The organism is Pseudomonas sp. ACM7, assembly GCF_004136015.1.
Classification (GTDB): Bacteria; Pseudomonadota; Gammaproteobacteria; order Pseudomonadales; family Pseudomonadaceae; genus Aquipseudomonas; species Aquipseudomonas frigoris.
This window is the reverse complement of record NZ_CP024866.1, coordinates 4,112,792-4,139,540: the sequence shown is the minus strand read 5'-3', so window position 1 is coordinate 4,139,540 and position 26,749 is coordinate 4,112,792. Positions and strand designations below refer to the sequence as shown.

At 58.4% G+C, this 26,749-nt stretch carries 33 protein-coding genes; 10 read left to right on the top strand and 23 right to left on the bottom strand.

Annotation, left to right across the window (positions count from 1 at the left end; all coding sequences use genetic code 11):
* Positions 1-66: 66 nt before the first annotated feature.
* A complete protein-coding gene (locus CUN63_RS19625) occupies positions 67-357 on the bottom strand; it encodes a type II toxin-antitoxin system Phd/YefM family antitoxin (protein ID WP_129441713.1) in 291 nt (96 codons plus the stop codon).
* Positions 358-761: 404 nt separating this feature from the next.
* On the opposite strand from CUN63_RS19625, the gene CUN63_RS19620 reads away from it, so the two are divergent.
* On the top strand, positions 762-1,076 hold the full coding sequence (locus CUN63_RS19620; protein ID WP_129441711.1) for a DUF3077 domain-containing protein: 315 nt from the start codon (positions 762-764) through the stop codon (positions 1,074-1,076).
* An 87-nt stretch (positions 1,077-1,163) separates the two neighbouring features.
* On the opposite strand, the gene CUN63_RS19615 is transcribed toward CUN63_RS19620, so the two are convergent.
* Positions 1,164-3,065, bottom strand: coding sequence for a potassium transporter Kup (locus tag CUN63_RS19615; protein WP_129441709.1), 1,902 nt, complete (start codon positions 3,063-3,065; stop codon positions 1,164-1,166).
* Positions 3,066-3,354: 289 nt separating this feature from the next.
* On the opposite strand from CUN63_RS19615, the gene rimO reads away from it, so the two are divergent.
* The 6 genes from rimO to tsaA all read left to right on the top strand — a co-directional run bounded on the left by rimO (position 3,355) and on the right by tsaA (position 8,573).
* Positions 3,355-4,692: a 30S ribosomal protein S12 methylthiotransferase RimO gene (rimO, locus tag CUN63_RS19610; protein ID WP_064676142.1), complete on the top strand. Its 1,338-nt coding sequence runs from the start codon at positions 3,355-3,357 to the stop codon at positions 4,690-4,692.
* A 113-nt stretch (positions 4,693-4,805) separates the two neighbouring features.
* Positions 4,806-5,279 carry a GNAT family N-acetyltransferase gene (locus CUN63_RS19605; protein ID WP_129441707.1) on the top strand — a complete coding sequence of 158 codons (474 nt, stop codon included), beginning with the start codon at positions 4,806-4,808 and terminating at the stop codon, positions 5,277-5,279.
* Positions 5,280-5,469: 190 nt separating this feature from the next.
* Positions 5,470-6,180, top strand: coding sequence for an rRNA pseudouridine synthase (locus tag CUN63_RS19600; RefSeq protein WP_008153970.1), 711 nt, complete (start codon positions 5,470-5,472; stop codon positions 6,178-6,180).
* Between the two features lie 75 nt (positions 6,181-6,255).
* Positions 6,256-6,726 carry a DUF1456 family protein gene (locus CUN63_RS19595; protein WP_008153972.1) on the top strand — a complete coding sequence of 157 codons (471 nt, stop codon included), beginning with the start codon at positions 6,256-6,258 and terminating at the stop codon, positions 6,724-6,726.
* Positions 6,727-6,942: 216 nt separating this feature from the next.
* Positions 6,943-7,713, top strand: coding sequence for an SDR family oxidoreductase (locus tag CUN63_RS19590; protein WP_129441705.1), 771 nt, complete (start codon positions 6,943-6,945; stop codon positions 7,711-7,713).
* 158 nt (positions 7,714-7,871) lie between these two features.
* A complete protein-coding gene (gene tsaA, locus CUN63_RS19585; protein ID WP_129445120.1) occupies positions 7,872-8,573 on the top strand; it encodes a tRNA (N6-threonylcarbamoyladenosine(37)-N6)-methyltransferase TrmO in 702 nt (233 codons plus the stop codon).
* A gap of 169 nt (positions 8,574-8,742) precedes the next feature.
* On the opposite strand, the gene fpr is transcribed toward tsaA, so the two are convergent.
* A complete protein-coding gene (gene fpr / locus CUN63_RS19580) occupies positions 8,743-9,522 on the bottom strand; it encodes a ferredoxin-NADP reductase (protein WP_003443014.1) in 780 nt (259 codons plus the stop codon).
* Between the two features lie 148 nt (positions 9,523-9,670).
* Between fpr and CUN63_RS19575 the strand changes: the two genes are divergently transcribed.
* Positions 9,671-10,597, top strand: coding sequence for a LysR family transcriptional regulator (locus CUN63_RS19575; RefSeq protein ID WP_008153977.1), 927 nt, complete (start codon positions 9,671-9,673; stop codon positions 10,595-10,597).
* Here the strand turns inward: CUN63_RS19575 and CUN63_RS19570 are convergent.
* The 3 genes from CUN63_RS19570 to CUN63_RS19560 all read right to left on the bottom strand — a co-directional run bounded on the left by CUN63_RS19570 (position 10,594) and on the right by CUN63_RS19560 (position 12,653).
* A complete protein-coding gene (locus CUN63_RS19570) occupies positions 10,594-10,956 on the bottom strand; it encodes a diacylglycerol kinase (protein ID WP_129441703.1) in 363 nt (120 codons plus the stop codon). The genes CUN63_RS19575 and CUN63_RS19570 overlap by 4 nt on opposite strands.
* 80 nt (positions 10,957-11,036) lie before the next feature.
* Positions 11,037-11,684 (bottom strand): response regulator transcription factor ErdR, encoded by a 648-nt coding sequence (erdR, locus tag CUN63_RS19565; protein WP_033053926.1) that lies wholly within the window; start codon positions 11,682-11,684, stop codon positions 11,037-11,039.
* A gap of 234 nt (positions 11,685-11,918) precedes the next feature.
* Entirely contained in the window at positions 11,919-12,653 is a 735-nt protein-coding gene (locus tag CUN63_RS19560; RefSeq protein ID WP_129441701.1) for a tRNA-uridine aminocarboxypropyltransferase, read from the bottom strand.
* A gap of 189 nt (positions 12,654-12,842) precedes the next feature.
* Here CUN63_RS19560 and CUN63_RS19555 point away from each other — a divergent pair, with 189 nt between their 5' ends.
* On the top strand, positions 12,843-13,268 hold the full coding sequence (locus tag CUN63_RS19555; protein WP_008153984.1) for a PA3611 family quorum-sensing-regulated virulence factor: 426 nt from the start codon (positions 12,843-12,845) through the stop codon (positions 13,266-13,268).
* Here the strand turns inward: CUN63_RS19555 and CUN63_RS19550 are convergent, their stop codons facing one another.
* On the bottom strand, positions 13,269-13,463 hold the full coding sequence (locus tag CUN63_RS19550) for a hypothetical protein (protein ID WP_129441699.1): 195 nt from the start codon (positions 13,461-13,463) through the stop codon (positions 13,269-13,271).
* Between the two features lie 367 nt (positions 13,464-13,830).
* Here CUN63_RS19550 and CUN63_RS19545 point away from each other — a divergent pair, with 367 nt between their 5' ends.
* Positions 13,831-14,949 (top strand): TIGR00730 family Rossman fold protein, encoded by a 1,119-nt coding sequence (locus tag CUN63_RS19545; RefSeq protein WP_129441697.1) that lies wholly within the window; start codon positions 13,831-13,833, stop codon positions 14,947-14,949.
* Between the two features lie 39 nt (positions 14,950-14,988).
* On the opposite strand, the gene recX is transcribed toward CUN63_RS19545, so the two are convergent.
* From recX to CUN63_RS19465, 16 genes are all read right to left on the bottom strand, one after another.
* On the bottom strand, positions 14,989-15,456 hold the full coding sequence (recX, locus tag CUN63_RS19540) for a recombination regulator RecX (protein WP_129441695.1): 468 nt from the start codon (positions 15,454-15,456) through the stop codon (positions 14,989-14,991).
* 8 nt (positions 15,457-15,464) lie between these two features.
* Positions 15,465-16,517, bottom strand: a complete 1,053-nt coding sequence (gene recA / locus CUN63_RS19535; RefSeq protein WP_007907270.1) for a recombinase RecA — start codon at positions 16,515-16,517, stop codon at positions 15,465-15,467.
* Between the two features lie 83 nt (positions 16,518-16,600).
* The gene (locus CUN63_RS19530; RefSeq protein ID WP_129441693.1) at positions 16,601-17,101 is read right to left on the bottom strand and encodes a CinA family protein; all 501 of its coding nucleotides are present in this window, start codon (positions 17,099-17,101) and stop codon (positions 16,601-16,603) included.
* A gap of 80 nt (positions 17,102-17,181) precedes the next feature.
* Positions 17,182-17,718, bottom strand: coding sequence for a lysis system i-spanin subunit Rz (locus CUN63_RS19525; protein WP_129441691.1), 537 nt, complete (start codon positions 17,716-17,718; stop codon positions 17,182-17,184).
* Complete coding sequence (locus CUN63_RS19520; protein ID WP_129441689.1) at positions 17,700-18,263, bottom strand: glycoside hydrolase family 19 protein; 564 nt, start codon at positions 18,261-18,263, stop codon at positions 17,700-17,702. The genes CUN63_RS19525 and CUN63_RS19520 overlap by 19 nt, the downstream gene beginning before the upstream one ends.
* Before the next feature lie 3 nt (positions 18,264-18,266).
* Complete coding sequence (locus tag CUN63_RS19515; RefSeq protein WP_256657551.1) at positions 18,267-18,653, bottom strand: phage tail assembly chaperone; 387 nt, start codon at positions 18,651-18,653, stop codon at positions 18,267-18,269.
* A gap of 13 nt (positions 18,654-18,666) precedes the next feature.
* Positions 18,667-19,878 carry a carbohydrate-binding protein CenC gene (locus tag CUN63_RS19510; RefSeq protein WP_129441685.1) on the bottom strand — a complete coding sequence of 404 codons (1,212 nt, stop codon included), beginning with the start codon at positions 19,876-19,878 and terminating at the stop codon, positions 18,667-18,669.
* 5 nt (positions 19,879-19,883) lie between these two features.
* Positions 19,884-20,465, bottom strand: coding sequence for a tail fiber assembly protein (locus CUN63_RS19505; protein WP_129441683.1), 582 nt, complete (start codon positions 20,463-20,465; stop codon positions 19,884-19,886).
* A gap of 7 nt (positions 20,466-20,472) precedes the next feature.
* A complete protein-coding gene (locus CUN63_RS19500) occupies positions 20,473-21,495 on the bottom strand; it encodes a phage tail protein (protein WP_129441681.1) in 1,023 nt (340 codons plus the stop codon).
* A 126-nt stretch (positions 21,496-21,621) separates the two neighbouring features.
* The gene (locus CUN63_RS19495) at positions 21,622-22,272 is read right to left on the bottom strand and encodes a hypothetical protein (RefSeq protein ID WP_129441679.1); all 651 of its coding nucleotides are present in this window, start codon (positions 22,270-22,272) and stop codon (positions 21,622-21,624) included.
* A gap of 4 nt (positions 22,273-22,276) precedes the next feature.
* A complete protein-coding gene (locus tag CUN63_RS19490; protein WP_129441677.1) occupies positions 22,277-23,131 on the bottom strand; it encodes a hypothetical protein in 855 nt (284 codons plus the stop codon).
* 11 nt (positions 23,132-23,142) lie between these two features.
* On the bottom strand, positions 23,143-23,742 hold the full coding sequence (locus CUN63_RS19485) for a YmfQ family protein (protein WP_129441675.1): 600 nt from the start codon (positions 23,740-23,742) through the stop codon (positions 23,143-23,145).
* Positions 23,733-24,773, bottom strand: coding sequence for a baseplate J/gp47 family protein (locus CUN63_RS19480; RefSeq protein ID WP_129441673.1), 1,041 nt, complete (start codon positions 24,771-24,773; stop codon positions 23,733-23,735). The genes CUN63_RS19485 and CUN63_RS19480 overlap by 10 nt, the downstream gene beginning before the upstream one ends.
* Positions 24,763-25,161, bottom strand: a complete 399-nt coding sequence (locus CUN63_RS19475; protein WP_038979177.1) for a phage GP46 family protein — start codon at positions 25,159-25,161, stop codon at positions 24,763-24,765. The genes CUN63_RS19480 and CUN63_RS19475 overlap by 11 nt, the downstream gene beginning before the upstream one ends.
* The gene (locus tag CUN63_RS19470) at positions 25,161-25,670 is read right to left on the bottom strand and encodes a phage baseplate assembly protein V (RefSeq protein ID WP_129441671.1); all 510 of its coding nucleotides are present in this window, start codon (positions 25,668-25,670) and stop codon (positions 25,161-25,163) included. The genes CUN63_RS19475 and CUN63_RS19470 overlap by 1 nt, the downstream gene beginning before the upstream one ends.
* Positions 25,671-25,705: 35 nt before the next feature.
* Positions 25,706-26,746 (bottom strand): phage baseplate assembly protein, encoded by a 1,041-nt coding sequence (locus CUN63_RS19465; RefSeq protein WP_129441669.1) that lies wholly within the window; start codon positions 26,744-26,746, stop codon positions 25,706-25,708.
* Between the last annotated feature and the right edge of the window lie 3 nt (positions 26,747-26,749).

Genomic DNA, 26,749 nt, shown 5'->3' with positions numbered 1-26,749 from the left:
AAGCCCGCTACCACAGGATCCGCGTGCCGCCTGTGCGGATGCGTCTACCGCCCTCGATACTGGCACCTAGTCTTTCCTGGCGTACCGTGCCCTCATAACGTCGTGACAAATTGCATTGGCCTGATCAAAACCGGTCAAGCGCTCCACAGCCGCTGCTTCAACGCGAAGATCCTTAAGCTCGTCGAGCATTTCCTGATAGGCATCGACATTGATAATGACCGCTGCTGGCTGATTATTTTCGACAATGACCAAGCACTCAAGGGCACGGCTAGAGATCTCCTTGAGTCTCGTACTGAAGCCCCTGACCATTGCAGTCGTCGATACTGCTTGGACAGCACGCACTGATAATGCCGTCATACTCACCTCTCTTCACATCGTGCAAATCTGAACACGCAGCTCAACGTATCGTTTACTTAAGGTGTCGAAATATCGGATGACGCCCGCATACCTTGTAGGCAAACTCCGAATCGTTCTTTTTGGGCACTTTGATGCCTTGTTGCGCTTTTCTTCGAAGGGATACTCTCCGGACGTCGCTGACCATTCAGCGATCGGGTGTGGTAACCCGGCGAAACCAGCGCAACAGCGCCTTCATCCCGAACACAGGCATTTTTTATGTCTGCGATCTCAAGTTATGGCGGCTGTGCGTGGGACGCCCTCGGGCGTGCCGGTTTCCTTGGTTCCCGGTTTACCACCCTGCGTACAGCTGCCTCCCTTTCGTGTGGTAACGGAAATGGCAGCTCCTCGAACCCAGGAATAAAACCATGACCAAAACAAATCCATCAGAACCAGACGAACTGAAAACCATCGGCCTCACCCCCTTCATCTACTGCTCAAACAAGGCACTGTTCCGTGTCAGTCGAGACGTCCCCCTCGGTGATGCGCTAGCCATGGCCTCTGATTTTCTGTTCCTTGCCAAGGACCTGACTAAAGATGCTGCCTACGCCCGCGACACCGACCGACACGCCTGGGCCGCGCATTACCTGACGGCAATGAGCAAGGCCGTAATTGATGATGTAGTGAAGGTACTGACGCCGCCACCTCCAGCTGCTCGGACAAAGGCCGAATCTAAAAAATAGCTGCCTGAGCGCAATTAAAGGCACCAAGAGACCAGACATAAAAAAGCCCCCGCAACCGCAATGGCAACGGGGGCTTTTTGTTGTGGCTTACATCTCTACCTGCGTCCCCAGCTCAATCACCCGGTTCAACGGCAAATTGAAGAAGCGCAGATTACCGTTGGCGTTCTGCAACATGAAGGCGAACAGCCCCTCGCGCCAGCGCGCCATGCCTTCGAGTTTGGAGGCGATAACCGTCTCGCGGCTAAGGAAGTAGGTGGTGCGCATCGGGCTGAAGTCCAGGTCATCGAGATGACACAGCTTCAGCGCTTGCGGCACGTCCGGCTCGTCGACGAAGCCAAAGTGCAGGATCACCCGGAAGAAACCTTCGCCGTAGGCATCCACCTCGAAACGCCGGGATGCAGGCACACGCGGGATGTCTTCGTACACCACCGTCAGCAGCACCACTTGCTCGTGCAGCACCTGGTTATGCAGCAGGTTGTGCAACAGGGCATGAGGCACGGCATCCGGGCGAGCGGTCAGGAACACGGCAGTGCCCTGAACGCGATGCGGTGGTTGCACGGCGATGCTGCTGATGAAGATCGGCAGCGGCAAGCCACCCTCGTCGAGACGATCGACCAGCAGTTGCTTGCCGCGTTTCCAGGTGGTCATCAGCACAAATAGCACGATACCGGCGATCACCGGGAACGCCCCGCCCTGAATGATTTTCGGCACGTTGGCAGCGAAGTACAGACCGTCCACAAACAGGAAACCAAGCAACAGCGGAACCGCGAGGACCGGAGGCCATTTCCACAGCAGCAATATCACCGCCGATACCAGAATGCTGGTCATCAGCATGGTGCCAGTCACCGCCACGCCATAGGCCGAGGCCAGCGCGCCGGAGGATTCGAAACCCAACACCAGAAGAATCACGCCGACCATCAGCGCCCAGTTCACCGCGCCAATGTAGATCTGGCCTTGTTCGGCGCTGGAGGTGTGTCGAATGTGCATGCGCGGAATGTAGCCGAGCTGGATCGCCTGACGGGTCAGGGAGAACGCACCGGAAATCACCGCTTGGGAGGCAATCACCGTGGCCATGGTCGACAATCCCACCAATGGAATCAGCGCCCAGCTCGGTGCTAACAGATAGAACGGGTTGCGCGCGGCTTCCGGATCACCGAGCAGCAGCGCCCCCTGGCCGAAGTAGTTCAGCACCAGTGCCGGCAGCACAAGGATGAACCATGCACGGGCGATCGGCTTGCGACCGAAGTGGCCCATGTCGGCGTACAGCGCTTCGGCACCGGTCAACGCCAGCACCACCGCGCCGAGGATCGTCACGCCCATGCCCGGGTGGTCCATGAAGAAGCGCACGCCCCACATAGGGTTCATCGCGTGCAACACTTCCGGGTGCTGCAGAATGCCATAGACACCCAGCGCCCCCAGCACCACAAACCAGGTGACCATGATCGGCCCGAACAGAATGCCGATCCGCGCGGTACCGTGACTCTGAATCAGGAACAGCGCCACCAGCACGACCAACGACAGCGGCACCACCCAATGGTCGATGCCGTCGAATGCCAGCCCCAGGCCTTCAATCGCCGAGAGCACGGAAATCGCCGGGGTGATCATGCTGTCGCCGTAGAACAACGCCGCGCCGATCAGCCCGCAGACCACCAGCAAACTACGCAACTTCGGATGCCCCGCTGCGGCCCGTCGAGCCAAAGCGGTCAAGGCCATGATCCCGCCTTCGCCCTGGTTGTCGGCGCGCAGTACGAACATCATGTACTTGATCGACACGACCCAGATCAGCGACCAGAAGATCAGCGCCAGAATCCCCAGCACGCCGTCATGATTGACGGGCACGCCATAGGCACTGGAAAACACTTCTTTGAGGGTGTATAGCGGGCTCGTGCCGATATCGCCATAAACCACCCCGACCGCCGCGACCAGCATGCCGATCGGCTTTGCCGCCGAATGCTCAGAGCCCGCCGTCTGACTACTTGCCTGCCCCATCCAAAACTCCTACTACTCAGACCCGGACTTCTTATAAGAAGCACTATGCTTTGCCGTGCAGCATGCGCTGTTTTACTTAAGGTTACAGACGTTTTGTTGGCTGTAAAAAATCGGTAAAGCGTAACGGCGCGAAGCATAGCGCAGCACTCGTCGTATTTCCCTGCATAAAGCTGGTCAAGTGCGCCTCTCATCGCTAGAATTGCGCACTTTTTGATCAGAGGCGCAGCAAAGCGCCCGTCTGTCGCCTTGCCGTCTTCGGCTGGAGGCGTCACAAATACCGAGGTTAGACATGTCCACCACTCCTGCGCCGGCCAATCCAAAGGTTGGCTTCGTATCCCTGGGTTGCCCCAAAGCACTGGTCGACTCCGAGCGCATCCTTACCCAGCTGCGCATGGAAGGCTATGACGTTGTGTCCACTTATCAGGACGCTGACGTCGTGGTGGTCAATACCTGCGGCTTCATCGACTCGGCCAAGGCTGAATCTTTGGAAGTGATCGGCGAAGCCATCAAGGAAAACGGCAAGGTCATCGTGACCGGCTGCATGGGCGTCGAAGAAGGCAACATTCGCAAGGTGCACCCAAGTGTGCTGGCCGTGACCGGCCCGCAGCAATACGAGCAAGTGGTCAACGCCGTGCACGACGCCGTGCCACCGCGTCAGGATCACAACCCGCTGATCGACCTGGTGCCGCCGCAAGGCATCAAGCTGACCCCGCGCCACTACGCCTACCTGAAAATTTCCGAAGGCTGCAACCACAGCTGCAGCTTCTGCATCATCCCGTCGATGCGCGGCAAACTGGTCAGCCGTCCAGTCGGTGATGTATTGGACGAAGCCCAGCGCCTGGTCAAGGCCGGCGTCAAAGAGCTGTTGGTGATCTCGCAAGACACCAGCGCTTACGGTGTTGACGTGAAGTACCGCACCGGTTTCTGGAACGGCGCGCCGGTGAAAACCCGCATGACCGAACTCTGTGAAGCCCTGAGCACCCTCGGCGTCTGGGTTCGTCTGCACTATGTTTACCCGTACCCGCACGTCGACGAGCTGATTCCGCTGATGGCCGCCGGGAAAATCCTGCCGTACCTGGACATCCCCTTCCAGCACGCCAGCCCGAAAGTCCTGAAAGCGATGAAACGCCCGGCCTTCGAAGACAAGACCCTGGCGCGCATCAAGAACTGGCGCGAAATCTGCCCGGACCTGATCATCCGTTCGACCTTCATCGTCGGCTTCCCTGGCGAAACCGAAGAAGACTTCCAGTACCTGCTGAACTGGCTGACCGAAGCGCAACTCGATCGCGTCGGCTGCTTCCAGTATTCGCCGGTCGAAGGCGCACCAGCCAACCTGCTGGACGCGGCCATCGTGCCGGACGACGTCAAGCAAGACCGCTGGGATCGCTTCATGGCGCACCAGCAAGCGATCAGTTCGGCTCGTCTGCAAATGCGCGTCGGCCGTGAAATCGAAGTATTGGTCGACGAAGTCGACGAGCAAGGTGCAGTCGGCCGCTGCTTCTTCGATGCCCCGGAAATCGACGGCAATGTGTTCATCGACAACGGCAGCAACCTCAAACCAGGCGATAAAGTCTGGTGCAAAGTGACCGACGCCGACGAATACGACCTGTGGGCTGAACAGATCTAAACGCAAAAAATACGAAAAGCCCTGCTCTCTTGACGAGATGCGGGGCTTTTTTACGTCTATCGTTTTGTAGGAGAAAGGATTCGCATCATCAACTGCAAAAGGGGCAGCCGGCCATGCGCCAACATTCGGTCATCCACACGCCGAAACAGAGCGACTACGAAGAACTCACTCAGGTCTGGGAAGCCTCGGTGCGCGCCACCCATGACTTTCTGCCGGACAGCTACATTGAACTGCTGAAGAACCTGGTGCTGACGCGCTACCTCGATGCGGTGATGCTGATCTGCACCAAAGACCCGCGCCAGCGCATCACCGGGTTCGCCGGGATCGCAGCGGGCAAGATCGAAATGCTTTTCATCGACCCTGCTCACCGTGGTCAGGGCCTGGGCAAGCAGTTGCTACGCTATGCGATGGAACACCTGAATGCCGACGAACTGGACGTCAACGAACAGAACCCGCAGGCGCTGGGATTCTACTTCAAGCAAGGCTTTGAGGTGATCGGTCGCTCGGAAGTCGATGGCATGGGCCAGCCTTATCCGCTGCTGCATATGCGTTTGCGTCGGGCACAACAATTGACACGCAATGGCTGACACAACATCGAACAATGTGGGAGCGGGCTTGCTCGCGAATGCAGTGTGTCATTCAACAGATAAATTGACTGATCTACCGCATTCGCGAGCAAGCCCGCTCCCACATTAAAAGCAAATGCGGCAAATGGAGCCGGGATTAACCGGCGCCACGCAGGTACAATGCCCACCCCTTTTTTGTTACGGCCCTGTCATGACTGACCCGATTCGTCTCTCCAAACGCCTCATCGAACTCGTCGGCTGTTCCCGTCGGGAGGCTGAGCTGTTCATCGAGGGCGGCTGGGTCACCGTGGACGGTGAAGTCATCGACGAGCCGCAGTTCAAGGTCGAGAACCAGAAAGTCGAGCTCGATCCAGAAGCCAAGGCCACGGCGCCGGAACCGGTGACCATCCTGCTGAACGTGCCCGTGGGCATGGATGCGGAAACGGCCATGGCAACGATCAGCGCCGAGACCTTGAGCGAAGAACACCGCTTCAGCAAACGTCCGCTCAAGGGCCACTTCCTGCGGCTGACCGCCAGCACCGACCTGCAGGCCAACGCCAGCGGTCTTTTGGTGTTCACCCAGGACTGGAAGATCCTGCGCAAACTCACTGCCGACTCCGCCAAGATCGAGCAAGAGTATGTGGTCGAAGTTGAAGGTGACATGGTGGCTCACGGCCTCAACCGCCTGAACCACGGCCTGACCTACAAGGGCAAGGAACTGCCGCCGGTCAAAGCCAGCTGGCAGAACGAAAACCGCCTGCGTTTTGCGATGAAGAACCCACAACCGGGCGTCATCGCCCTGTTCTGCCAGGCCGTAGGCCTGAAGGTCGTCGCCATCCGCCGCATCCGCATTGGCGGCGTGTCCATCGGCAAAGTGCCGTTGGGGCAATGGCGCTACCTGTCCGGCAAAGAGAAGTTCTAAGACTTTTCACGCCGCCATACATTTTGGCGCCGCTGTTTATGCGGCGCCCACTGCTGAATATCAGGACTGCACACCATGATTCATAACGACGTACTGCGCAGCGTGCGCTACATGCTCGACATCAGCGACAAAAAAGTCATCGAGATCATCAAGCTCGGCGGCATGGACGTGGCCCTGGAAGACCTGGTGACGTACCTCGACAAGAAAGAGGAAGACGAGGAAGGCTTCGTACGCTGCCCGGATGAAGTCATTGCGCATTTCCTCGATGGCCTGGTGATCTTCAAGCGCGGCAAGGACGAAAGCCGTCCGCCACAGCCGATCGAAGTGCCGGTGACCAACAACATCATCCTGAAGAAACTGCGTGTGGCTTTCGAACTGAAAGAAGACGACATGCACGCCATCCTCAAGGCCTCCGAGTTCCCGGTGTCCAAGCCTGAGCTGAGCGCGCTGTTCCGCAAGTTCGGCCACACCAACTACCGCCCGTGCGGCGACCAGTTGCTGCGCAACTTCCTCAAGGGCCTGACCCTGCGCGTTCGCCCGCAATAACGTGCGAGACGGATCTACTGTGTAGGAGCTGTCGAGAGCAACGAGGCTGCGATCTTTTGACTTTGATTTTAAAAAACAAGATCAAAAGATCGCAGCCTCGTTGCACTCGACAGCTCCTACAAGACCGTATAGACCCTCATTCCTCGCAAAAATAGTGGCTCCGCTTCCCGCGGCTGACGACTAGGGTGTATTGACCCTCAGCTCTCAGGATTCGCCATGCACCCGTATTTTTCCCTGCAAGGCCGCACCGCTCTGGTGACCGGCGGCACACGCGGTATCGGCAAAATGATCGCCAAGGCTTTTGTCGAGGCTGGCGCCACCGTATACGTCTGCGCCCGGGATGCCGAAGCCTGTCAGCAAACGGCCGATGAATTGAGCGCATTCGGTCGTTGCCACGGAGTGGCGGCCAACCTGGCCACCGAAGAAGGCGTACTTGAGCTGGCTACGCGACTGGGCGAGCAGATCACTCATCTGGATATTCTGGTGAACAACGCCGGCACTACGTGGGGTGCGCCGCTGGAGAGCTACCCGGTCAAGGGCTGGGAAAAGGTCATGCAGCTGAACGTGACCTCGGTGTTCAACTGCATTCAGCAGTTTTTGCCGCTGCTGCGTAAGGCCAGTTCGGCAGCGAATCCGGCGCGAATTATCAATATCGGTTCAGTGGCGGGAATTTCATCTTTTGGCGAGCAGGCATATGCCTATGGACCGAGTAAGGCTGCCCTGCATCAACTGTCGCGGATTCTGGCGCGGGAGCTGGTGAACCAGCACATCAATGTCAACGTCATCGCACCGGGGCGTTTTCCGAGCAAGATGACTCAGCACATTGGCAATGATGAGCAGGCGTTGGCCGACGACACGGCGTTGATTCCAATGAAACGCTGGGGCCGGGAGGAAGAGATGGCGGCGCTGGCGATCAGTCTGGCGAGTACGGCCGGGGCCTACATGACCGGCAATATCATCCCTTTGGATGGCGGGTTCAGTCTCTAAAGTCGGCGGTGCGGCCATCGCGAGCAAGCTCGCTCCCACATTTGACCGCGTTTCCCTGTGGGAGCGAGCTTGCTCGCGATGACGGATAGACAGGCACCACCGGTCCGACGGTCGCTCGGGTTATCATGCCCGCCCTCACCCCGCCTCGACCCCAGACCATGACCTACAGCGTTTCCCCAATCGGCTTTGTGCGCTCCTGCTTCAAGGAGAAGTTCGCCATCCCGCGCCAGCCACAACTGGCCCCGGCCGCTCGCGGCGTACTGGAACTGGTGGCGCCGTTCGATCAGGGCGATGCGGTGCAAGGTCTGGAACAGGTCAGCCACGTGTGGCTGCTGTTCCTGTTTCATCAGGCACTGGAAGAAAAGCCACGGCTGAAAGTCCGCCCTCCTCGCCTCGGCGGTAACAAATCCATGGGCGTGTTCGCCACCCGCGCGACGCATCGCCCCAATGGCATCGGCCAGTCAGTGGTCAAACTGGACAAGGTTGAAGCCAATCGCCTGTGGATATCCGGCATCGACCTGCTGGACGGCACACCGATTCTCGACATCAAACCCTACGTGCCTTACGCCGACATCATCGATACGGCCTCCAACAGCATCGCCAGCGCTGCGCCGCAGCTGATTCCCGTGCAGTGGACGGACTCAGCGCTGCAACAGGCTCACAGCCATGCTCAGCGCCTTGAAGAACCGCTGGTGGCGCTGATTGAGCAATGCCTGGCACAAGACCCACGTCCGGCGTATCAGATTCCTACACCCGAACGGGAATACGGCGCGCAGTTCTGGGACCTGGACGTACGTTGGCATTACCCCGAGGCGGGTGTAATTCGCGTCCTTGAAGTCATTCCCGCCTCCAACCTGTAGGAGCTGTCGAGTGAAACGAGGCTGCGATCTTTTGATGTTGCTTTTAAAAAACAAGATCAAAAGATCGCAGCCTCGTTTCACTCGACAGCTCCTACAAGGTTTGCATTGGGCATAAAAAAGCCCCCATTGCCTGCACAGGCAATGGGGGCTTTTCAGTGATGCGGTGTGCTTACTTCTCGACGAACGCTCGCTCGATCAGGTAATCACCCGGCTCGCGCATCCGCGGCGACACTTTCAGGCCGAAGCTGTTCAACACTTCGCTGGTCTCGTCGAGCATGCTCGGGCTGCCGCACAGCATGGCGCGGTCGTCTTGCGGGTTGATCGGTGGCAGACCGATGTCGCTGAACAGCTTGCCGCTGCGCATCAGGTCGGTCAGGCGACCTTCGTTCTCGAACGGCTCACGGGTCACAGTCGGGTAGTAGATCAACTTGTCACGCAAGGCCTCGCCGAAGAACTCGTTCTGCGGCAAGTGCTCGGTGATGAACTCGCGGTAAGCGACTTCGTTGACGTAACGCACGCCGTGGCACAGGATCACTTTTTCGAAACGCTCGTAGGTTTCCGGGTCCTGGATGACGCTCATGAACGGCGCCAGACCGGTACCGGTGCTGAGCAGGTACAAATGTTTGCCAGGCTTCAAGTCATCCAGCACCAGCGTGCCGGTAGGCTTTTTGCTGATGATGATTTCGTCGCCTTCCTTCAGATGCTGCAACTGGGAAGTCAGCGGGCCATCAGGCACCTTGATGCTGAAGAACTCGAGATGCTCTTCCCAGTTCGGGCTGGCAATCGAGTAAGCGCGCATGAGCGGCCGGCCGTTGGGCTGTTGCAGGCCGATCATCACGAACTGACCGTTCTCGAAGCGCAGGCCCGGATCGCGGGTGCACTTGAAGCTGAACAGAGTGTCGTTCCAGTGGTGAACACTGAGGACACGCTCGTGGTTCATGTTGCTCATGTACGTGGGACTCCTGGAGATTGTCTGCGCATGCTCTGCGCCTGCTCTGCGAAAAATGAGCTGCTGTGCGCAATTGCATCGCATTCTAATGGCAGCCACAATATCTGTTAACTGGATTATTAAGATAAGGGTTATCGGTTATATAGATATGCGATTTACTCTCCGTCAACTTCAAGTATTCGTCGCCGTCGCCCAGCAGGAAAGCGTATCCCGTGCTGCGGGTCTGCTCAACCTCTCGCAATCGGCGGCGAGCACCTCGATCACCGAGCTAGAGCGTCAGTCCAGCTGTCAGCTGTTCGACCGCGCCGGCAAACGGCTGAGCCTCAACGCCCTCGGCAAACAGCTGCTGCCGCAAGCGGTGGCGCTGCTCGACCAGTCCAAAGAAATCGAAGACTTGCTCAATGGCAAGTCGGGATTCGGCTCTCTGGCGGTCGGCGCGACACTGACCATCGGCAATTACCTGGCCACCTTGCTGATCGGCAGCTTCATGCAGCGCCATCCGGAAAGCCAGGTGAAGCTGCACGTGCAGAACACTGCCAACATTGTGCAGCAGGTCGCCCACTATGAAATTGATCTGGGTCTAATCGAAGGCGACTGTAGTCATCCAGACATAGAAGTGCAGAGCTGGGTCGAGGATGAATTGGTGGTGTTCTGCGCGCCCCAGCATCCACTGGCCAAGCGCGGCACGGCGACCATGGAAGAGCTAACCCACGAGGCCTGGATTCTGCGGGAACAGGGCTCCGGCACGCGTCTGACCTTTGACCAGGCCATGCGTCACCATCGCAGCTCGCTGAATATCCGACTGGAACTGGAACACACCGAAGCGATCAAGCGTGCGGTGGAGTCCGGATTGGGGATTGGCTGCATTTCTCGCCTGGCACTGCGCGATGCATTCCGCCGCGGCAGCCTGGTGCCCGTGGAGACGCCGGATCTGGATCTGGCGCGGCAATTCTATTTCATCTGGCACAAACAGAAATATCAGACATCAGCGATGCGCGAATTCCTCGACCTGTGCCGCGCCTTCACCGCCGGGGTGCAGCGCAGCGACGAGATCGTTCTGCCGACTATCGCTTAAAGCAGGATGACTGCCCAGACCAGCGCAATCATGCTCAAGGCTACAAACTGAGCGGCGCTGCCCATGTCCTTGGCGTTCTTGGACAACGGGTGCAATTCAAGGGAAATGCGGTCGATGGCCGCTTCCACTGCCGAATTGAGCAATTCGACAATCAACGCCAACAGGCAGACTGCAATCAACAACGCCTGCTCGACACGACTGACGTTCAGGAAGAACGACAGCGGAATCAATATCACGTTGAGCCACACCAGTTGCCGAAAGGCCGCTTCGCCGGTGAAGGCTGCACGCAGACCGTCCAGCGAATAGCCGGAGGCGTTGAGGATGCGTTTTAGGCCGGTTTGGCCTTTGAAAGGTGACATAAAGTAGGCAACTGACCAAAAAATGAAGTGGGAAGGCTAGATTAAGCACAGTCAAAAAAGCGTGAACGCGCCGCGCCTTATTAGTTCGAAATTGACTCAAGTTGTTGCAAAAGCAACGCCGCCTGGGTCCGGGTCCGCACATTCAGCTTGCGAAAAATCGCCGTCACATGGGCCTTGATCGTCGCTTCGGAAACGCTCAGCTCGTAGGCAATTTGCTTATTCAACAAGCCTTCACAGACCATGGTCAGGACACGAAACTGCTGAGGCGTCAGGCTCGCAAGGCCTTCGCTCGCGGCCTTGGCTTCGGCGGAAACGCTGACCGCCTCGAACGCCTGGGGCGGCCAGAACACATCACCATCGAGCACCGCGCGTACGGCTTTCTGAATGACGCTCAGATCACTGGACTTGGGGATGAAGCCACTGGCGCCGAACTCACGGGACTTGACCATGATCGAGGCTTCTTCCTGGGCCGACACCATGACCACCGGAATCTGCGGATACTGACCGCGCAGCAGCACCAGCCCTGAAAAACCGTAGGCCCCCGGCATGTTCAGGTCCAGCAGCACCAGATCCCAGTCGGACTTCTCGTCCAGACGGGTTTCCAGCTCGGCAATGCTTGCCACTTCCACCAGACGGACTTCCGGGCCCAGACCCAGGGTCAACGCTTGATGCAGGGCGCTACGAAAAAGAGGGTGGTCATCGGCAATCAGGATTTCGTATGTGGCCATTTTTCAAATGATCCTGTTTTTCAAACAACTCGAGGTACAGCCACGGAGCTGTACCAACAGGGCACGTTCAACGCCAATCACGTGGCTATCCACGTAAAGAATACGGCGTATCAAACTTTGGCCGCGCCCTAATCGGCGCCAAGCATGCCCAGCGAAGCCGGGGTGGTCAAGGTGCATGGCCAGTACAGTTCTTTGCAGTATGGGCGACAATCAGCGCGTGACAGGGGCGCCGATTTACACAAAAGGCATCAGCTCGGCGTGTGCCGGTGTTGAAACATTCATTTCAAGCTGATGTTTGGCATCGAGGTAATGTTGGCTGAACACGTCGAAATAAGCGTCCAGTGCCGACGCGGCCTCGGTATCACCCGCCAGATCGAGACACAACGCCGCCACTTCGGCTGTGCATAAATGCTCGCTGCGGGTCGATCGGCGCAACCGGTACCGCGACAACTTCTCGGGCAACAGGCTCAGGATCGGAAGCCGATCAAAGTAGGGGCTTTTGCGGAAAATCTTCCGGGCTTCTGTCCAGGTGGCATCCAGGAGAATGAACAGCGGACGCTTCGAATTATCGGCATCGACGCTGTTTGTGACACGTTCGGGTTCGACGTACTCACCCGGAAACACCAGATAAGGTTGCCATTGCGGGTCGGCCAGCAGCGCCAGCAATTGCTCATCAACCTCCGTACGCGACCAGATGAATGCATGGTTGTCGCGCACCACATCGGCGATCAGCCAACCGGTGTTGCTCGGCTTGAACACTTCCTTGTTGGTCATGATCAGGCACACGCCAGAGCGGGCCTCGACTTGCGGGCGCCAGGCGCACAGACAGTGACTCTCGATCACGCGGCAGGCTCGGCAACGCGGTGCCCTCCAGCCTCGGGCCTGAATCGGCTTGATGCCCTCTTCCTCTCGCTCATCGCGCAAGCGGGCTACTGCGTTGGCAGCAAAGCGTGGGGTTGCAGGGTTCATCGCAGGCAACGCCGGCAGGGGAAGAAAATCGACACGAAAAACACTCGGCAGGGCAGAAAGTAGCGGCAGTTTATCAGAGCAGCCGGCGCAAGCCTGTACCGCCCAGGCCTCGTCCCCTATAATTCGCCGCCACTGAACGCACAGTCATGTGACGGGTCGAACCACCAGTCACTGAACCAGGAGAGTTTCATGCTGCGCCTTATCGTTCCCACCGCTGCCATTTTGCTGGCGTCGTCCTTCAGCGCTCAGGCTGCTTCCTTGAGTGAGCAGAATCTCAACAGAGAGCTGCGAAACGTCGCCACACAAAGCAGTGTTGGTACTCCACGGGCGATCAACGAAGACATTCTTGATCAGGGCTACACCGTCGAAGGCAACACGCTGATCAACCATCTAAGCGTACAAAGCAGCCACGCCAACAAGATGCGTGCCGACCCGAAAGCCGTGTATTTCCAGCTTGGCGCCTCTGTATGCAACAACCCATCGTTCCGCAAACTGATGGCCAAGGGCGCGGTCATGCGTTACGACTTCACTGAGGTGAAGACCAACCGCTCAGTCGGCTCGGCCAGCTATCAGGAATCGGACTGCCCGAAAGCGGCTCCGGCCAAGAAGAAGTAATCATCGGGAAGTGGCGCGCCGCTGTTCATCCTCGGCGCGCAGTTCTGCCAACAACGCTTGCAAATAACGTGAACGTCGCTCGGCCCCCTCCAGACGCCGGCAGCACTCTTCTTCGAGACTCAAATGATTGGTCTCGGCTGATGATTTCAGCAATCGATACAGTTGCGTATCGATCTCCAGAATGACTCTGGTCATAGCTTCCCGCCTCCCTGCACCTCGCCCTTGCTTGAGCGAAAAATCCTTGAACCGCTTGTACCGTGCGTCCTGCCTTTGACGCAACAAAGTTGTCGTGCCATGCCTGTAATTTAGTAAATCAGACTGTCAGACACTCGCCTTGCGTTCAGACGAGCGGTGAAAGCACCTTGCAAATCGCCAATAAGCGGTTGCCAGGAAAGACTTTGCGGCGCAATGATCAAGTCAGCGGAAATCTCCGCGAGGGTCTAGATTCATAGTGTTCACGTTCAATTTTCAGGGCAGGAAAGGGCTGCCCATTGCACGTCTTGTAGTGCGAATGTTTCCTTCATCCAAGGGAAAAACAGAGCCTGTATGGAAGGAGAAGTTGATGCCTTACCAACCGAATGACCTCCTGAGCCGTCATTTTGAAGAAAGCGGCCACGACCTCATCAGCAAGGTCGAAGAGCAACTCAACCTGGTTTCACCCAACAGCCCGAACATCCCGATCTACCGCGACATGATCCTGACCGTGCTGCGCATGGCCCAGGAAGATCACAACCGCTGGAATGCCAAGATCACCCTTCAAGCCCTGCGTGAACTGGAGCACGCTTTCCGTGTTCTGGAGCAATTCAGGGGGCGCCGCAAGGTCACCGTTTTTGGCTCGGCCCGAACACCGATAGAACATCCGCTGTATGGTCTGGCCCGAGAACTTGGTGCCGCGCTGGCGCGCTCAGACCTGATGGTCATCACCGGTGCCGGTGGCGGCATCATGGCCGCGGCCCACGAAGGTGCTGGCCTGGCACACAGCCTGGGATTCAACATCACCCTACCCTTCGAGCAACATGCCAATCCCACCGTGAATGGCACAACCAATCTGCTGCCCTTCCACTTCTTCTTCACCCGCAAGCTGTTCTTCGTCAAGGAAGCTGATGCGCTGGTCTTGTGCCCTGGCGGTTTCGGTACCCTGGATGAAGCGCTGGAAGTGCTGACACTGATCCAGACTGGCAAAAGCCCGCTGGTGCCCGTGATATTGCTGGACGCTCCCGGCGGTAAGTTCTGGCAAGGCGCGTTGGATTTCATCCACCATCAACTGGAGGAGAATCGCTACATCCTGCCGACCGATATGAAACTCGTCAGTCTGGTCTACAGCGCGGAAGAGGCTGTGGAGCAGATCAATCAGTTCTACAGCAACTTCCACTCCAGCCGCTGGCTCAAGCATCAATTCGTGATTCGCATGAATCACAAGCTCAGCGACCAGGCGCTCGAACACATGCAGGAGGCATTTGCCGACCTGTGTCTGAGCGATCACTTCCATCAACACGCCTACAGCGGAGAGGAACACGACGAACCGCAGTTCAGCCACCTTGCACGACTCGCCTTCACCTTCAACGCCCGTGATCATGGACGCCTGCGGGAACTGGTGGACTACATCAACCTGCCGGAAAACTGGGCGCAATCCCAACCCCAGGCGCAACAGCGCACTCGGGAACCGTCCAAGGTTACGTAGATAAAAAAACGGCCCGCTATCGAAATAGCGAGCCGTCAGTCAATCGTCCATCCCTCGGCCGCTGAACAAGCGGCTGATCATTTCCATGGAATATCCCCGATAACTCAGGAACCTGCCCTGTTTGGCACGTTCCCGGGTGTCTATCGGTAAATGCCCGGAAAACTTTCGCCGCCAGGTGTCTTCCAGTTGTTCCTGCCAGTTGATACCGCTCTCGCGCAAAGCAAGTTCGATGTCGGTACGTTGCAGGCCGCGCTGGCTCAACTCTTCACGAATACGCAAAGGGCCATAACCGGAACGGGACCGGTAGGAAACAAAGCTTTCGAGATAACGGGATTCGGACAGCAGGCCTTCTTCCGTCAAACGGTCGAGTGCCGTGTCGATCATTTCAGGGAGGGCGCCGCGTTGACGCAGTTTACGCGTCAACTCGACTCGACCGTGCTCGCGTCGCGCGAGCAGGTCCATTGCGGTTCGCCGCACCGCGACGAGTGTATCGAGTACGGCAGTCATCGGATCAATCAGATATCAGCGTCAGCCAGGTCATCAGCCGTCTCTTTGACTGGCGATGCTTTGACGTCCGGCGCTGGAGTCAGCAACTTGTCACGCAGTTGCTTTTCGAGCTTGGCGGCGATTTCCGGATTGTCTGCCAGGAACTTGGCCGAGTTAGCCTTGCCCTGACCGATCTTGGTGCCTTCATAGGCATACCAGGCGCCGGACTTCTCAACGAAACCGTGCAGAACACCTAGGTCGATCATCTCGCCATTGAGATAGATACCCTTGCCGTAAAGAATCTGGAACTCGGCCTGACGGAACGGCGAAGCCACTTTGTTCTTCACAACCTTGACGCGGGTTTCGCTACCGACAACCTCGTCACCTTCTTTCACCGCGCCGGTACGGCGGATGTCCAGACGAACCGAAGCGTAGAACTTCAGCGCGTTACCACCGGTGGTGGTTTCCGGGCTGCCGAACATCACACCGATTTTCATACGGATCTGGTTGATGAAGATAACCAGGCAGTTGGCGTTCTTGATGTTACCGGTGATTTTACGCAGCGCCTGGGACATCAGACGGGCTTGCAGGCCCACGTGCATGTCACCCATTTCGCCTTCGATTTCAGCCTTTGGAACCAGAGCCGCCACGGAGTCGACGATGATCACGTCAACCGCGTTGGAACGCACCAGCATGTCGGTGATTTCCAGGGCTTGCTCGCCGGTATCCGGCTGCGAAACCAGCAGGTCGTCGACGTTGACGCCCAGTTTGCCGGCGTATTCAGGGTCAAGGGCGTGTTCAGCGTCGACGAATGCGCAGGTCGCGCCGGCTTTTTGAGCCTGGGCGATCACCGACAGTGTCAGCGTGGTTTTACCGGAGGATTCAGGACCGTAGATTTCAACGATACGGCCTTTTGGCAGACCGCCAATGCCGAGCGCGATGTCCAGACCCAGAGAGCCAGTGGAGATAGCCGGGATCGCCTGACGGTCCTGATCGCCCATACGCATTACGGCACCCTTGCCGAATTGACGTTCGATCTGACCCAGGGCCGCAGCCAAGGCTTTCTTCTTGTTGTCGTCCATTAAAGTCCTCACGTAATCAATAAGGCCTGACGGCCAACACCTGTATAAGTAGCCAGTATTATTCCACAGCGTTTCAGGATCGCCTACCCCTGATTTGAGATTTCTCCTGCGGCATGGCGCAGCAGCCCCTCTAGCGCGGCCTTCACCGTTTGTCGGCGGACCTCGTCACGGTTGCCGGGAAAGTACTGCACCTCGCTGAACACCTGTTCTCCAACGCTCCAGGCCAGCCACACGGTGCCCACCGGTTTGCTCGGCGAACCGCCATCCGGTCCCGCCACACCGCTGACCGCCACGGCAAATCGCGCCCGGCTTTTCTCCTGCGCGCCGCGGACCATGGCCTCGACCACCTCGCGACTGACCGCCCCCACCGTCGCAAACAACTCGACCGGGACATTCAATTGCTCGGTTTTCTGGCGATTGGAATAGGTGACATAACCAGCCTCGAACCACGCCGAACTCCCCGGAACCCGGGTGATCGCCTCGCTGATCCCGCCGCCGGTACAGGACTCGGCGGCAGTGACGTGGGCATTGAGAACCTGCAAGCGCCTGCCAAGTTCAGCGGCCAGTTGGGTGATTTCTTTCACGGTCATCTCCTGAGCAAGCGGAATGAGAACTACCGTACACGAGCGGATAGCGCTTGCAAGGCGCAGGATCGATCAAAATGTTAGCGAGCGAGGGCTCTGATATAAGCCTGACAGGCCTGCAAGGCAATCAGTCCGCGGTCGCCGGCGTCGGTGATGGCGACAATTCGTTGAGCATGCGCCGGGTCAAGTCGGGCGCGCGCTGCTCCATGATCCACGCGGCTGGCTCCGGAGGCGGTTGGCACTGCACAGACAGAGGCAGCGTCATGGGCATCGAGGAGGACTGACAGGCGCACATCAGCAGTGGCAAGACGATCGCGCAGGCGACCTTGATCACGCTGGGCATCGCTAAGCGCTCGGTAATGGGTTTGTTCGCTGGTCGAAAGACGCTGCTCCAGTGCCAGGCGCTTGTCCTGCTCGGTCTGTTGCTGCGTTGCGGTTGCCAGCGTCAGTTGATTCAGAGTCTCAGCTTGCACGCTGGTCAGCTCCGCCAGTTGCCGGCCATAACGCCAATCCTGAAACTGCCAGGCCAGCGCCGCTGAACCACCGGCCAACACAGCCAGAAACACAACAACACCAATGACGCGGTAAGACATCGGGATCAAACCGAAGGCTGGCATAACACCGCCCTCGCCCGCGCCCAGAGTTGCAAACGGTCTTGCAGCCCGTTCAGGCCGCCGTTGATACGACGGGTGATGCTGTTGAACTGGTCGCGGTCGGCCAGTTCGTTCAGGCCGTTCTGGTCCCAGAACCAGGCTGCCGATTCGGCGGCCCATTGGGGTTGTTCCAGTAGTTCCGGCAAAAATAGTAAACGATCATCACCGAAGAGTCCGAGACTGCACTGATAGTAATTGTCGCGACCAGTGATCTGAATCAGGCCTCGGCCACGGTACTTTTGGCCGTCGCCATCGGGTTCCGGAGTGTTACCCAAACGGGCGGCCAGGGTGCCGGTGTCGTATTTGCTCAGGTATTGAGTACTGCCCAACTCACGTACGTACTGCAACTGCCCCGATTCGTGACCGATTTGCGCGAGGAAGGCAGCGATGCGTTTCGGGGTATTGATGTTGCGGTGAGCCATGGCGGTGTTGAGGGCGGAAATGAAAACGCCCGCTTGGGAGCGGGAGTCAGGGAATATGTGTTGCAACTGCGCTGAAGTGAGAGGCATTAGTCATGTTCCATTGGCCGTTGTTTTTAACCAGACCGGCGCCAAGGGTTTGCTGGCGTCTTTTGGAAAGCTGGCAAGCGAGGGCCAGTCGCGCAGGTCCTGCCGGTAATCGAGCAAGTCATGATATTGATCGCTGCTCAAGGTCATTGGAGTACCGGCCGCGAGCTCATCGCGATCACGCTCGACCAGCCATTGGCTGGCGGCCAGTTCCTGGTCGCGCCAGGCTCGGGCAACGGCCTCTGGAGCACCTGCCTGGATGGCAGATAGCGGCACACCACCGCTCGCCAGCCATTGCTGGTATTCATCCCAGAAACGGTGATGCCGAGGCACGGTTGCTCCGTCAGGCAGACGAATGACCGTGGCCGGATCTTCAGTGAGTTGATAGTTCATGAAAATAACCTCCTTAAAGTTCGGCATCGGCAGTGGCGTGGATGTAATAAGTCTGAGTAACCAGCCCGATATCGGAGTTATCTACCCAGATGCCGCGAGTCGACACCCCAAGAGGTCGAGCATTAGCCGATGAAACTTCATCGCTCCCCGAACGCCATTGCCCAGCGACCCCCTTCGAAGTAGTGGTAAATAAACTGAGACTTGGAATAGCTCTCTTCTCAACCTTGAAGGTCCACTGAGCCAAGGGCTGTGAGGCAAAGCTCGTTTGCCCCTGTTTCACTGTGGATAACAGTGCACCGTAGGGACCTGTCATGCTTCCAGGCGGCAGATCCTGGCTATAGGTTTTTTCGTAATAACGCTGACACATCATCAACTCATCGCCAGGGCTACGGAGCTGGAACGGCGTCGACACCCGCCCCTCTTCCAACTGGATCTGCGCCAGGTCTATCACCTGCAAAACATTCAAAGGCAGGTCGAAGGAGAGCCGCAGAAAGTCATTGCCACTACTTCCCAACGTTTTGCCCGCCAGGGACGGTACTTGAATCGTCGCGCTGTATCGGGTCCAGGAAGTTTTGAGTTGAAAGCTGCCAACCGGCGTCACGGTATCCACACTGCCGCCCGCTCCGAAATACTGCGCGACAGTCACATTGAGTTGACGCGCAGTGTCGGCCTTGGCCCAGAACGTCAGCGTCGCGGTTTTCCCCGCCAAGGTCCTGACCGACTCGATAGCCTGGGAAATTTTATGCACGCTGGCGCCAACTCCCGCAGTGATTTGTTGCCAACGCATAAAGTAACGGGGCTCATTGGGCACCTCGCCCTGACCCAGCGCAAAGCTCTGCCGGGAAATATTCACCCCGGCGTTTCCGTTCCAGTCGCAACGAAAACGGTCAGCGATATAAGCACCGGTGTAAGGCCCCAAGTTGACCGTACCGCGCTGCCAGATATCGAAGTTGCCGTTAATCACCAGGTTCTTGCGATAAACCTGCACCGGAAAATTTTGTTGCGGGTCAAGTTTGGCCAACTCTTTAATGGCCAGGCTCAACTGATCAGTTTGATTCTCGGAAGGCATCAGCCCCGCGGCGGTGATGGCGTTGAGAATTTCCTGGGTGACGCTATTACCCCAACTGGCTGGAATCAGGGAGCCAGGAGTTCCGGCTATCGGGTTTTCATCGGCAAATCTACCGTTGACCAGTCCTGCACTGGGGACGCTTTTTGGATAGTCCATTTGATCTACTCAAGTTGTAGGGCATAAACACAGGCCGAGCCTGGAACCTGAGGCCAGTCGATCTCTGCAGGAAAGGTTGCTTGCCGTTCAAGGCGATTCAACTCAACGCTGTAGAGTTTCAACTCCATCAATGCCAGTTGTTCATCGTGAGTGGCGTCGCCGATATCTTCGGCATATTGAAGCGGGGCTATACGCAGGACTGCGTCACGAAGTAGCGCGTCTCGTTTGGTGAACACCTGATTCCTGACATCCGCCAATCGCGCCTGGTCGTCCAACTCCCAGGTGTTATCACGCCAGACATAAAACTCACCCGGCCATGGAGTCGTGGTAAAGGCGTCAGGCAGCTCCCCAAGTTCACTCCAGATCTGCTGAGCCCCGCCCTCTTTGCGATACACCAGACCGCGCCGGTCGATCACTTCGCGCGGGACATTATTGACCAGTGCCCATGTACGGCCCTGTTCCGGAGGCGGCAATTCAAATGAAAACTTCACGGCATTACTGGGCAGTTGAATACCGATTCCCGGCGTCACGAAGAACTCCACGGGCCCCGACAAGGCGCCCGAGTTATCAATCAGATAATTAAACATGGACACCTCAGATAAGTTTGATGCGGCCGGGATAGGCGATGTTGCGTCCGCGAGTCTCTGATCCGCCGGAAAATCCGGTAGCACCGGCTTGCCAAAGTGAGTAGTTGTTGGAGCCGCCGCCCATCATCTGTGTGCCGAAGGAACCGGCACCCGGCGTTGAGTGGTTGTGAGACTCGATTTGGCCGGCCTGCCAGCTACCCGCCGCACGGCTTGCATCCACCGTACGCGACTCATCAAGAACTCGCACAAACTCACCACGGGCCTCTGGGCTACGGAAGGTCGTGGCGCCGTCGCCCGAGGTCCACATACCCTCCTTACCCGCGCGCAACGCTTCGGTGGTGAGCATCCCCGACGCCTGCGCGTGATCCCAAACCCACGGCCACTCGGTACGATTGAACAGAGATCCATTGAGCGCACCATATCCACCCGGCATCACCGTCGTAGAGGTCTCAAAAACTGCCCGTCCCAGCGTCGTACCGTCATACCGCCCAACAGGCCACCAGTTACCCGAGGCATCACTGCGCAGATGCCACCAATCGCCCGCCCCCATCAACACCAAAAACGGATAGCCACCCGCACTCAGATGGGTGTGAAACTTGATGGAATCTGTTCCCGAACAGCGAACGACCAACCGATTACCAGTGTTATCCACCCGTCGCACGATCACATCACGAATCCCCAAGCCGGTGTTGGCCAATGGCAGGGTAACGGTGGCGGCCCCAGGGCTTGTATCAATCAGCACCAGACCGAGCTCTTCCGGCGCCAGCAGCTTCGATGCCGCTAGCCGGGTCACCACCGAACGCATCGGACTGCTCACACCGATAATCGCCTGAATCGCCTTCAACAACTGCCCCGTGTCCGCCTCCAACGGCGCCATCCCGGCGCCAGCCACCACACTCAAAATCTCCTGCGTAACGGCATTGCCCCACACCGCCGGAATCAACGACCCAGGCGAACCGGCCACCGGATTTTCATCGACAAACCGTCCATTGACCAGTCCGACACTGGGGACGCTTTTTGGATAATCCATTGTTTGTGCTCCCTGTAATAAAGCCCTGCATGGCTATTGGCACAACAGCGCAACAGGTCGTGTTTGAATAAAAACAAAACGCCCACGGGTGAGTGGACGTTGGGTACAGCGGATATTTCGAATGAACTAGCCAGCCAGGTCGCTCACCACATTACGGATAGCGGCAATCGCCCCATCACTGACTTGATTGGCGAGATCGGTTTTGCCTTTGGTGATATGAACTTTGATTTGTTCTTTAGCTTTCAACCGAAGGGTTCGAAGTGTCAGCAGGCTCTCATTGAATTGAGCGGCTTTAGCGAGAATCTGGTCCGCCGCCTGCCGGGCTGTCCGACCTTTAACAACCCAGGCGGACACGGCCAGTGGTACAGACTTTTTTGGGTAGCCCTCATCCTTGAAAACCTGCGCCTGAGCAGCAGCATTTGCATACTCCATCAAGCGAAGCGGATCGCCACCAATGACCTGACGAGCATTGTCAGCCGCCTCGTCCACCCGCGCACAAAGCTGATCAATCTCCATATGTTCCGGCCTCAACGCATCGGCGGGATCCGATACCCACTGACTTCCATCCCAGCAATGCCCTGGAGAGGGTTGAGGTATTACTACGTTCGTCAGCTCGCCCTTATAAACCAGGTGCGGCAACTCTTTCCTGACCCATTGCTCAGCGGTAATTTGCAATACGCTCGCATCAGTCGCGGGCGCGGCAAAGGCGAACAATTCGGTGTCTTGCCATTCAATGACCACGCCTGAGTGACGGCAATAAAGAACTTGTTTTGTCATGTCTTCACCATTCAACAATCATGAGGCCGGGCGCTCCCGGAGCACCGGGCTGGGCGCTGCCTAATCCCGGAATGTAGTAACCACCCGCGCCACCGCCACCGGAGCCAAAGCCATAGGCCGGTTTGCCGGGATACCCTGAACCCGTGCCGGAACGAGCGGAGCTTCCGCCGGTACCGAAAGGCCCGCTTGCCCCAAATCCCCCATAACCAGCTGCTACGCTGGATACGGTATCTGTCGCGTCCGCTCCTGCAGGGAAGCCCTGCCCTCCAGTGGGGCCGGGAACAAACCCGGCGGCGTTGACACCTGGAAGGCCTGGACTACCGCCGGATAACACAAGCAGAGCACCTGATGCTCCCACGAGCGTATTGCCACCAGCCGTTGCAGCCACACCAGCGCTTCCTCCAGTTCCCGCAGCGCCGATGACAATCGGGATCACCTGTCCAGGTGTCACCGCTACCAATAGTTTGATGACCGGTTGACCGGCACCGCCGCCACCTCCTCCTGAAGCAATTGCGCTGGTGCCACCAGGACAAGCACCTCCACCGGCACCGCCGGCACAACCGCTGAGCCAAATCTTCGTCACGCCCGCCGGGACAGTGAAGCTGCCATTTGCAGTGAATCGCTGGATGCCGAGACCCGCAGACGAACGACTGATACTACGAATCGCCCCCAAAAGCTGGGTCAGATTGAACTCACTGGGTGTCAGGCCGGCAGCGGTGATTACCTCAAGGACTTCACTCGTGACACCATTACCCCAGTCCGCCGGAATCAACGACCCCGGCGTCCCGGTCAACGGGTTCTCATCCACAAACTTCCCATTCACCAACCCGGCGCTGGGCACACTTTTCGGATAATCCATTCCTCTACTCCCTAGTCATAATTGATGTGCACCTTTGTATGCGCCGGTGAGCTGCGATGGATTTGGCATTCCAGTGCAGAACCCGGGTTCATGCCGAAGCGTTCGCCCCAATAACTGGCGCCGAAACGTCGGCCCAGCAGCAGGCGGCCACCGGTGTTGAGCGTCCACATGAAATGCGCCTGCCATGTTCCGAAGTGCGCCTGGCCAAACCGGGCCCGCCCCATTCGCGGGACTTCAAGCACGGTGATGGTGGCGTTCGGATACCCCTGACTCTTGGCGATTTCGACGTAGTAGCTGATGGCTTGGCTGCCAACAGCGAGCAGTCGCCGGCGTACGGCGAGGCGGCGGTCGTCGAACAGTGGCGTTGCGCCCAGGCACGGGTCGGGCAGGTTCATCACCCGCTCCCAGTCCGGCACCAGTTCGCTGACGCCGGCCGGGTCCATTTCGTTGAGCAGGTCGGCGGCGCGAGCGTCGAGGCGGGCCAGTTCCTGGGCGACGCCTTCAAGGACTTCTTCGAGTTCCGGGACCCGCTCGGGGTCCCACGCGGGACCGCTGGGTAGCAGGCTGCGCAGTTGGGCCTGGTATTGCGCGGCGGTTCTGATCACTGCCATACGCAACCTCCGAAGGTCAGCAACTGGTTGCTCGCAGCATCGACGTCGGCGGTAGGTGATTTGAGATTGTGATCACTTTCGCCGGTCGCGCTGCTGATGGCTTCACGGATGTGACTCACCAGCAGGGTGTCGCCCAGGCCGCCTTCGCGGTTATGCAGATCGCGCAGTTGCGCCTCAACGGCGGCGCGAACGGCCGTGGTGTCGGGCTTCAGGCTCAGTCGGTAAACGACCGGTACTTGTACCGGTGGCAGCACACGCAACTCGGCGGTGACTGGCCGCAGAGGTTCGATGTAGGCCTGGACTTCAGCCAGTTGCTCGGGATTGGGGACGGGTTGCGCATCGTCGTCCCGCATGATGTACAGACTGACAATGCCGGGGCCGGGATAGCTGCCGCGACACCAGGCACGGGTCACTCCCGGACATTCGAGCGCCCAGGTTTCGTAGTCTTGCGCCGAACCGCCGTGAGGAATGATCCGGTAAGAACGAATCACCCGGGACCGCAGGGATTCCAGACTTTCCCGAGCGATTCCGCCGGTCAACCCCGGCGCCAGCACCGTGAAGCTGTTGCCGATAATGCCCAGAATCGGCTGCACCGGAATCAGCGTCATGCCGGCGTCGGCATTCCCGAGGCTGCCGGCGTCGAGGGCGGCGATGGTGGTGCTGTTCAAGCCATTGCTGGTGGTGCGGGCGGAAGTGACTTTGTAAATGCGACCGTCGTTCGATTGCAGCAGCGTATCGACGTCCAGTACAGCGCCAGCGCTGGCGGTAAAGCTGACGCTACCACTGGCCGATTGTGCGGCTTTGCGCGGCTGGTTCAGACGCAGGGCGGCGATCCGTTCCAGGGTCGACTCATCGGCCTTGTCCGGGAGGATCTGCTCGGCGATCCAGTTCAGATAGCCATACAGGCCATAGGCGGCGCCACCGAGGGTGCGCGCCAGCACTTGCGCATCGGACTGGCGCAGCGAATCGCTGGCCAGGTCGCTTTGGGTGCGTTTGATCAGCACCGGCAGCGAAGGGGTTTCAAACGGCATAGATCACCTGCCAACTGTTATCAGGGTTGATGTCCAGGCGCTCGCCGTCGGCCAGGGTCAGGACCGTGCGCAGGTTCAGGCGCTGGGCGTCGAGGCGTTCGCTGATGATGTCGATGGCGCTGCAATGGCCGTCGTCGATCAGCCATTGCAAGGCTTCGCGGGCGTAGAACTCGGCGTCCATCTGGGTCTGTCGGGTTAACTTGACCCGGCGCAGCAGCCACAGGCGTGAGCCGATACGGTCATCCGCGACCGTAGGAAAGGTGTCACCCCACCAGCCGAAACGTTCTTCGTCATCGAGGGCATCGTCATCGGCGGCGCGGCGCCAGGTGAACAGGCTGATCAGCACTGAACGGGTCAGTGCGGCGTGGAGGTTTTGGCTGATGAACATCACTGGCCTCCCGCCGGCACGCCGGTCTGGCCGTTGCCCGCCTGCACGCCGATGTGCACGTGCTTGATCTGGCTGATGCCACCGGCAATCTGATCGCCTTGCGAGACGATCTTGCCGGTCTGGGTCAGGGTCGGTGTGTCGATGTTTACGGCGGCGCTGGCGCGGATGTTCAGGGTGGCGGTTTCGATATCGATGATCCGTCCACGCTTGAAGTGGATCTTGTCGCCTTCGTCGGTGTAGATCGCGACTTCGCCCTGGGCCAGTGCCTTGAGGCGATAGCGGCGGTCGGCGACCACCAGCACGATGGCGTGAGAGCGATCACCGCCCAGAAACGTGGCGATGCCTTCAGCGCCGGCCAGCGGATTGCTGGTGAAACCGTAGGGTTCGAAGTGCTCCATGTCGTCATTCACTTCGCCGGCGGTGAGGCGCATTTGCAGGGATTGAAGCTTGGTAGCCGAGTTGGCGAGCACGACAGTGCCGCGCGCCAGGAGGCGTGTCAGTAGGCTCATGTTGATTACCTTGTAGGAGCGAGGCTGGCGGGGTGTCAGGTTTTTGGTGGCGCCGGATTTGCATCGAAGGTGTAAGGCGGCGCCACTTGCAGCGTGGTGACCGAGCCCTGTTCGGACAGCGAGTAAGTCACCTTGGAGATCAGCATGTCGTGGTCAAAACCCAATACTTTGTCGATCACCCGCACCAAGGTGTTGTGCTTCCACAAATCACCGTTGGACTGCCGCCAGCCTTGTACCCGATAGGTCGTGGTGCCAGCCTTTCCGACGCGAATACCGCTTTCCCAATCGGCACGTTGCTGCGCCAGTTCCGGGGTCAATTGCGCGCTTTCGCTGATCACGGTGATCCGCTTGCGCCCGATAATCGGGTCGGTGGAAACCCCAGACACTTCGCTCACGGCCGCACCGCTCTTCTCGTCGCCGCCCTTGTGCTGACCGATCACCCGGTACTCGGAGAACACCTGACTGAAGTCCATCGGCGCGTTGGCCGACAGAATGTTCTTGCCCAGCTCAAGCACATCACTGGCTCGCCCACCGCTGCCCGGTCGGGCCAGTACCACCCGACCTTCGGCGTCATCGGTGGAAAACACCCGAAACAGCGTGAGCAAGCGGTCGATCGATTGAAAGACCGTTTCCCCCGGCACGATGGTGTGGCTGCCGAGTCGCGCGGTTTCGGGGATTTCACTGACCACTTTCCCGGCATAAGGCGAGGCCAGCGCTTCGACGATGCTGAGTAACGATTGCTGATGCCATTGGTTGGGCGTGTTGATCGCGGCGCAGTCCACCAGGTCCTGAGTCTTCGAACTGCCTTCGATGCTCAGGCTGATCTGCCGCCCGTCATAGCTGATCGGCGCCTTGAACACATACCCGCTGAGCACCAGGTCGCAGCCGATTCGCACTTGGCACGGCGCCCCCGGGCGGATCGGGCGGTCGACCGTCTGCCCCGGCCATTGCCAGGTGATGTCGAGCTTGAAGGTGCGGAACTGACGCTCGAGATCCGCAGTGATTTCAACGCTTTTCCAGCCGCCATACTCCAGACCGTCAACGGTCAGCAGCACGCGGTTGTCGAGTTCATTCATGGT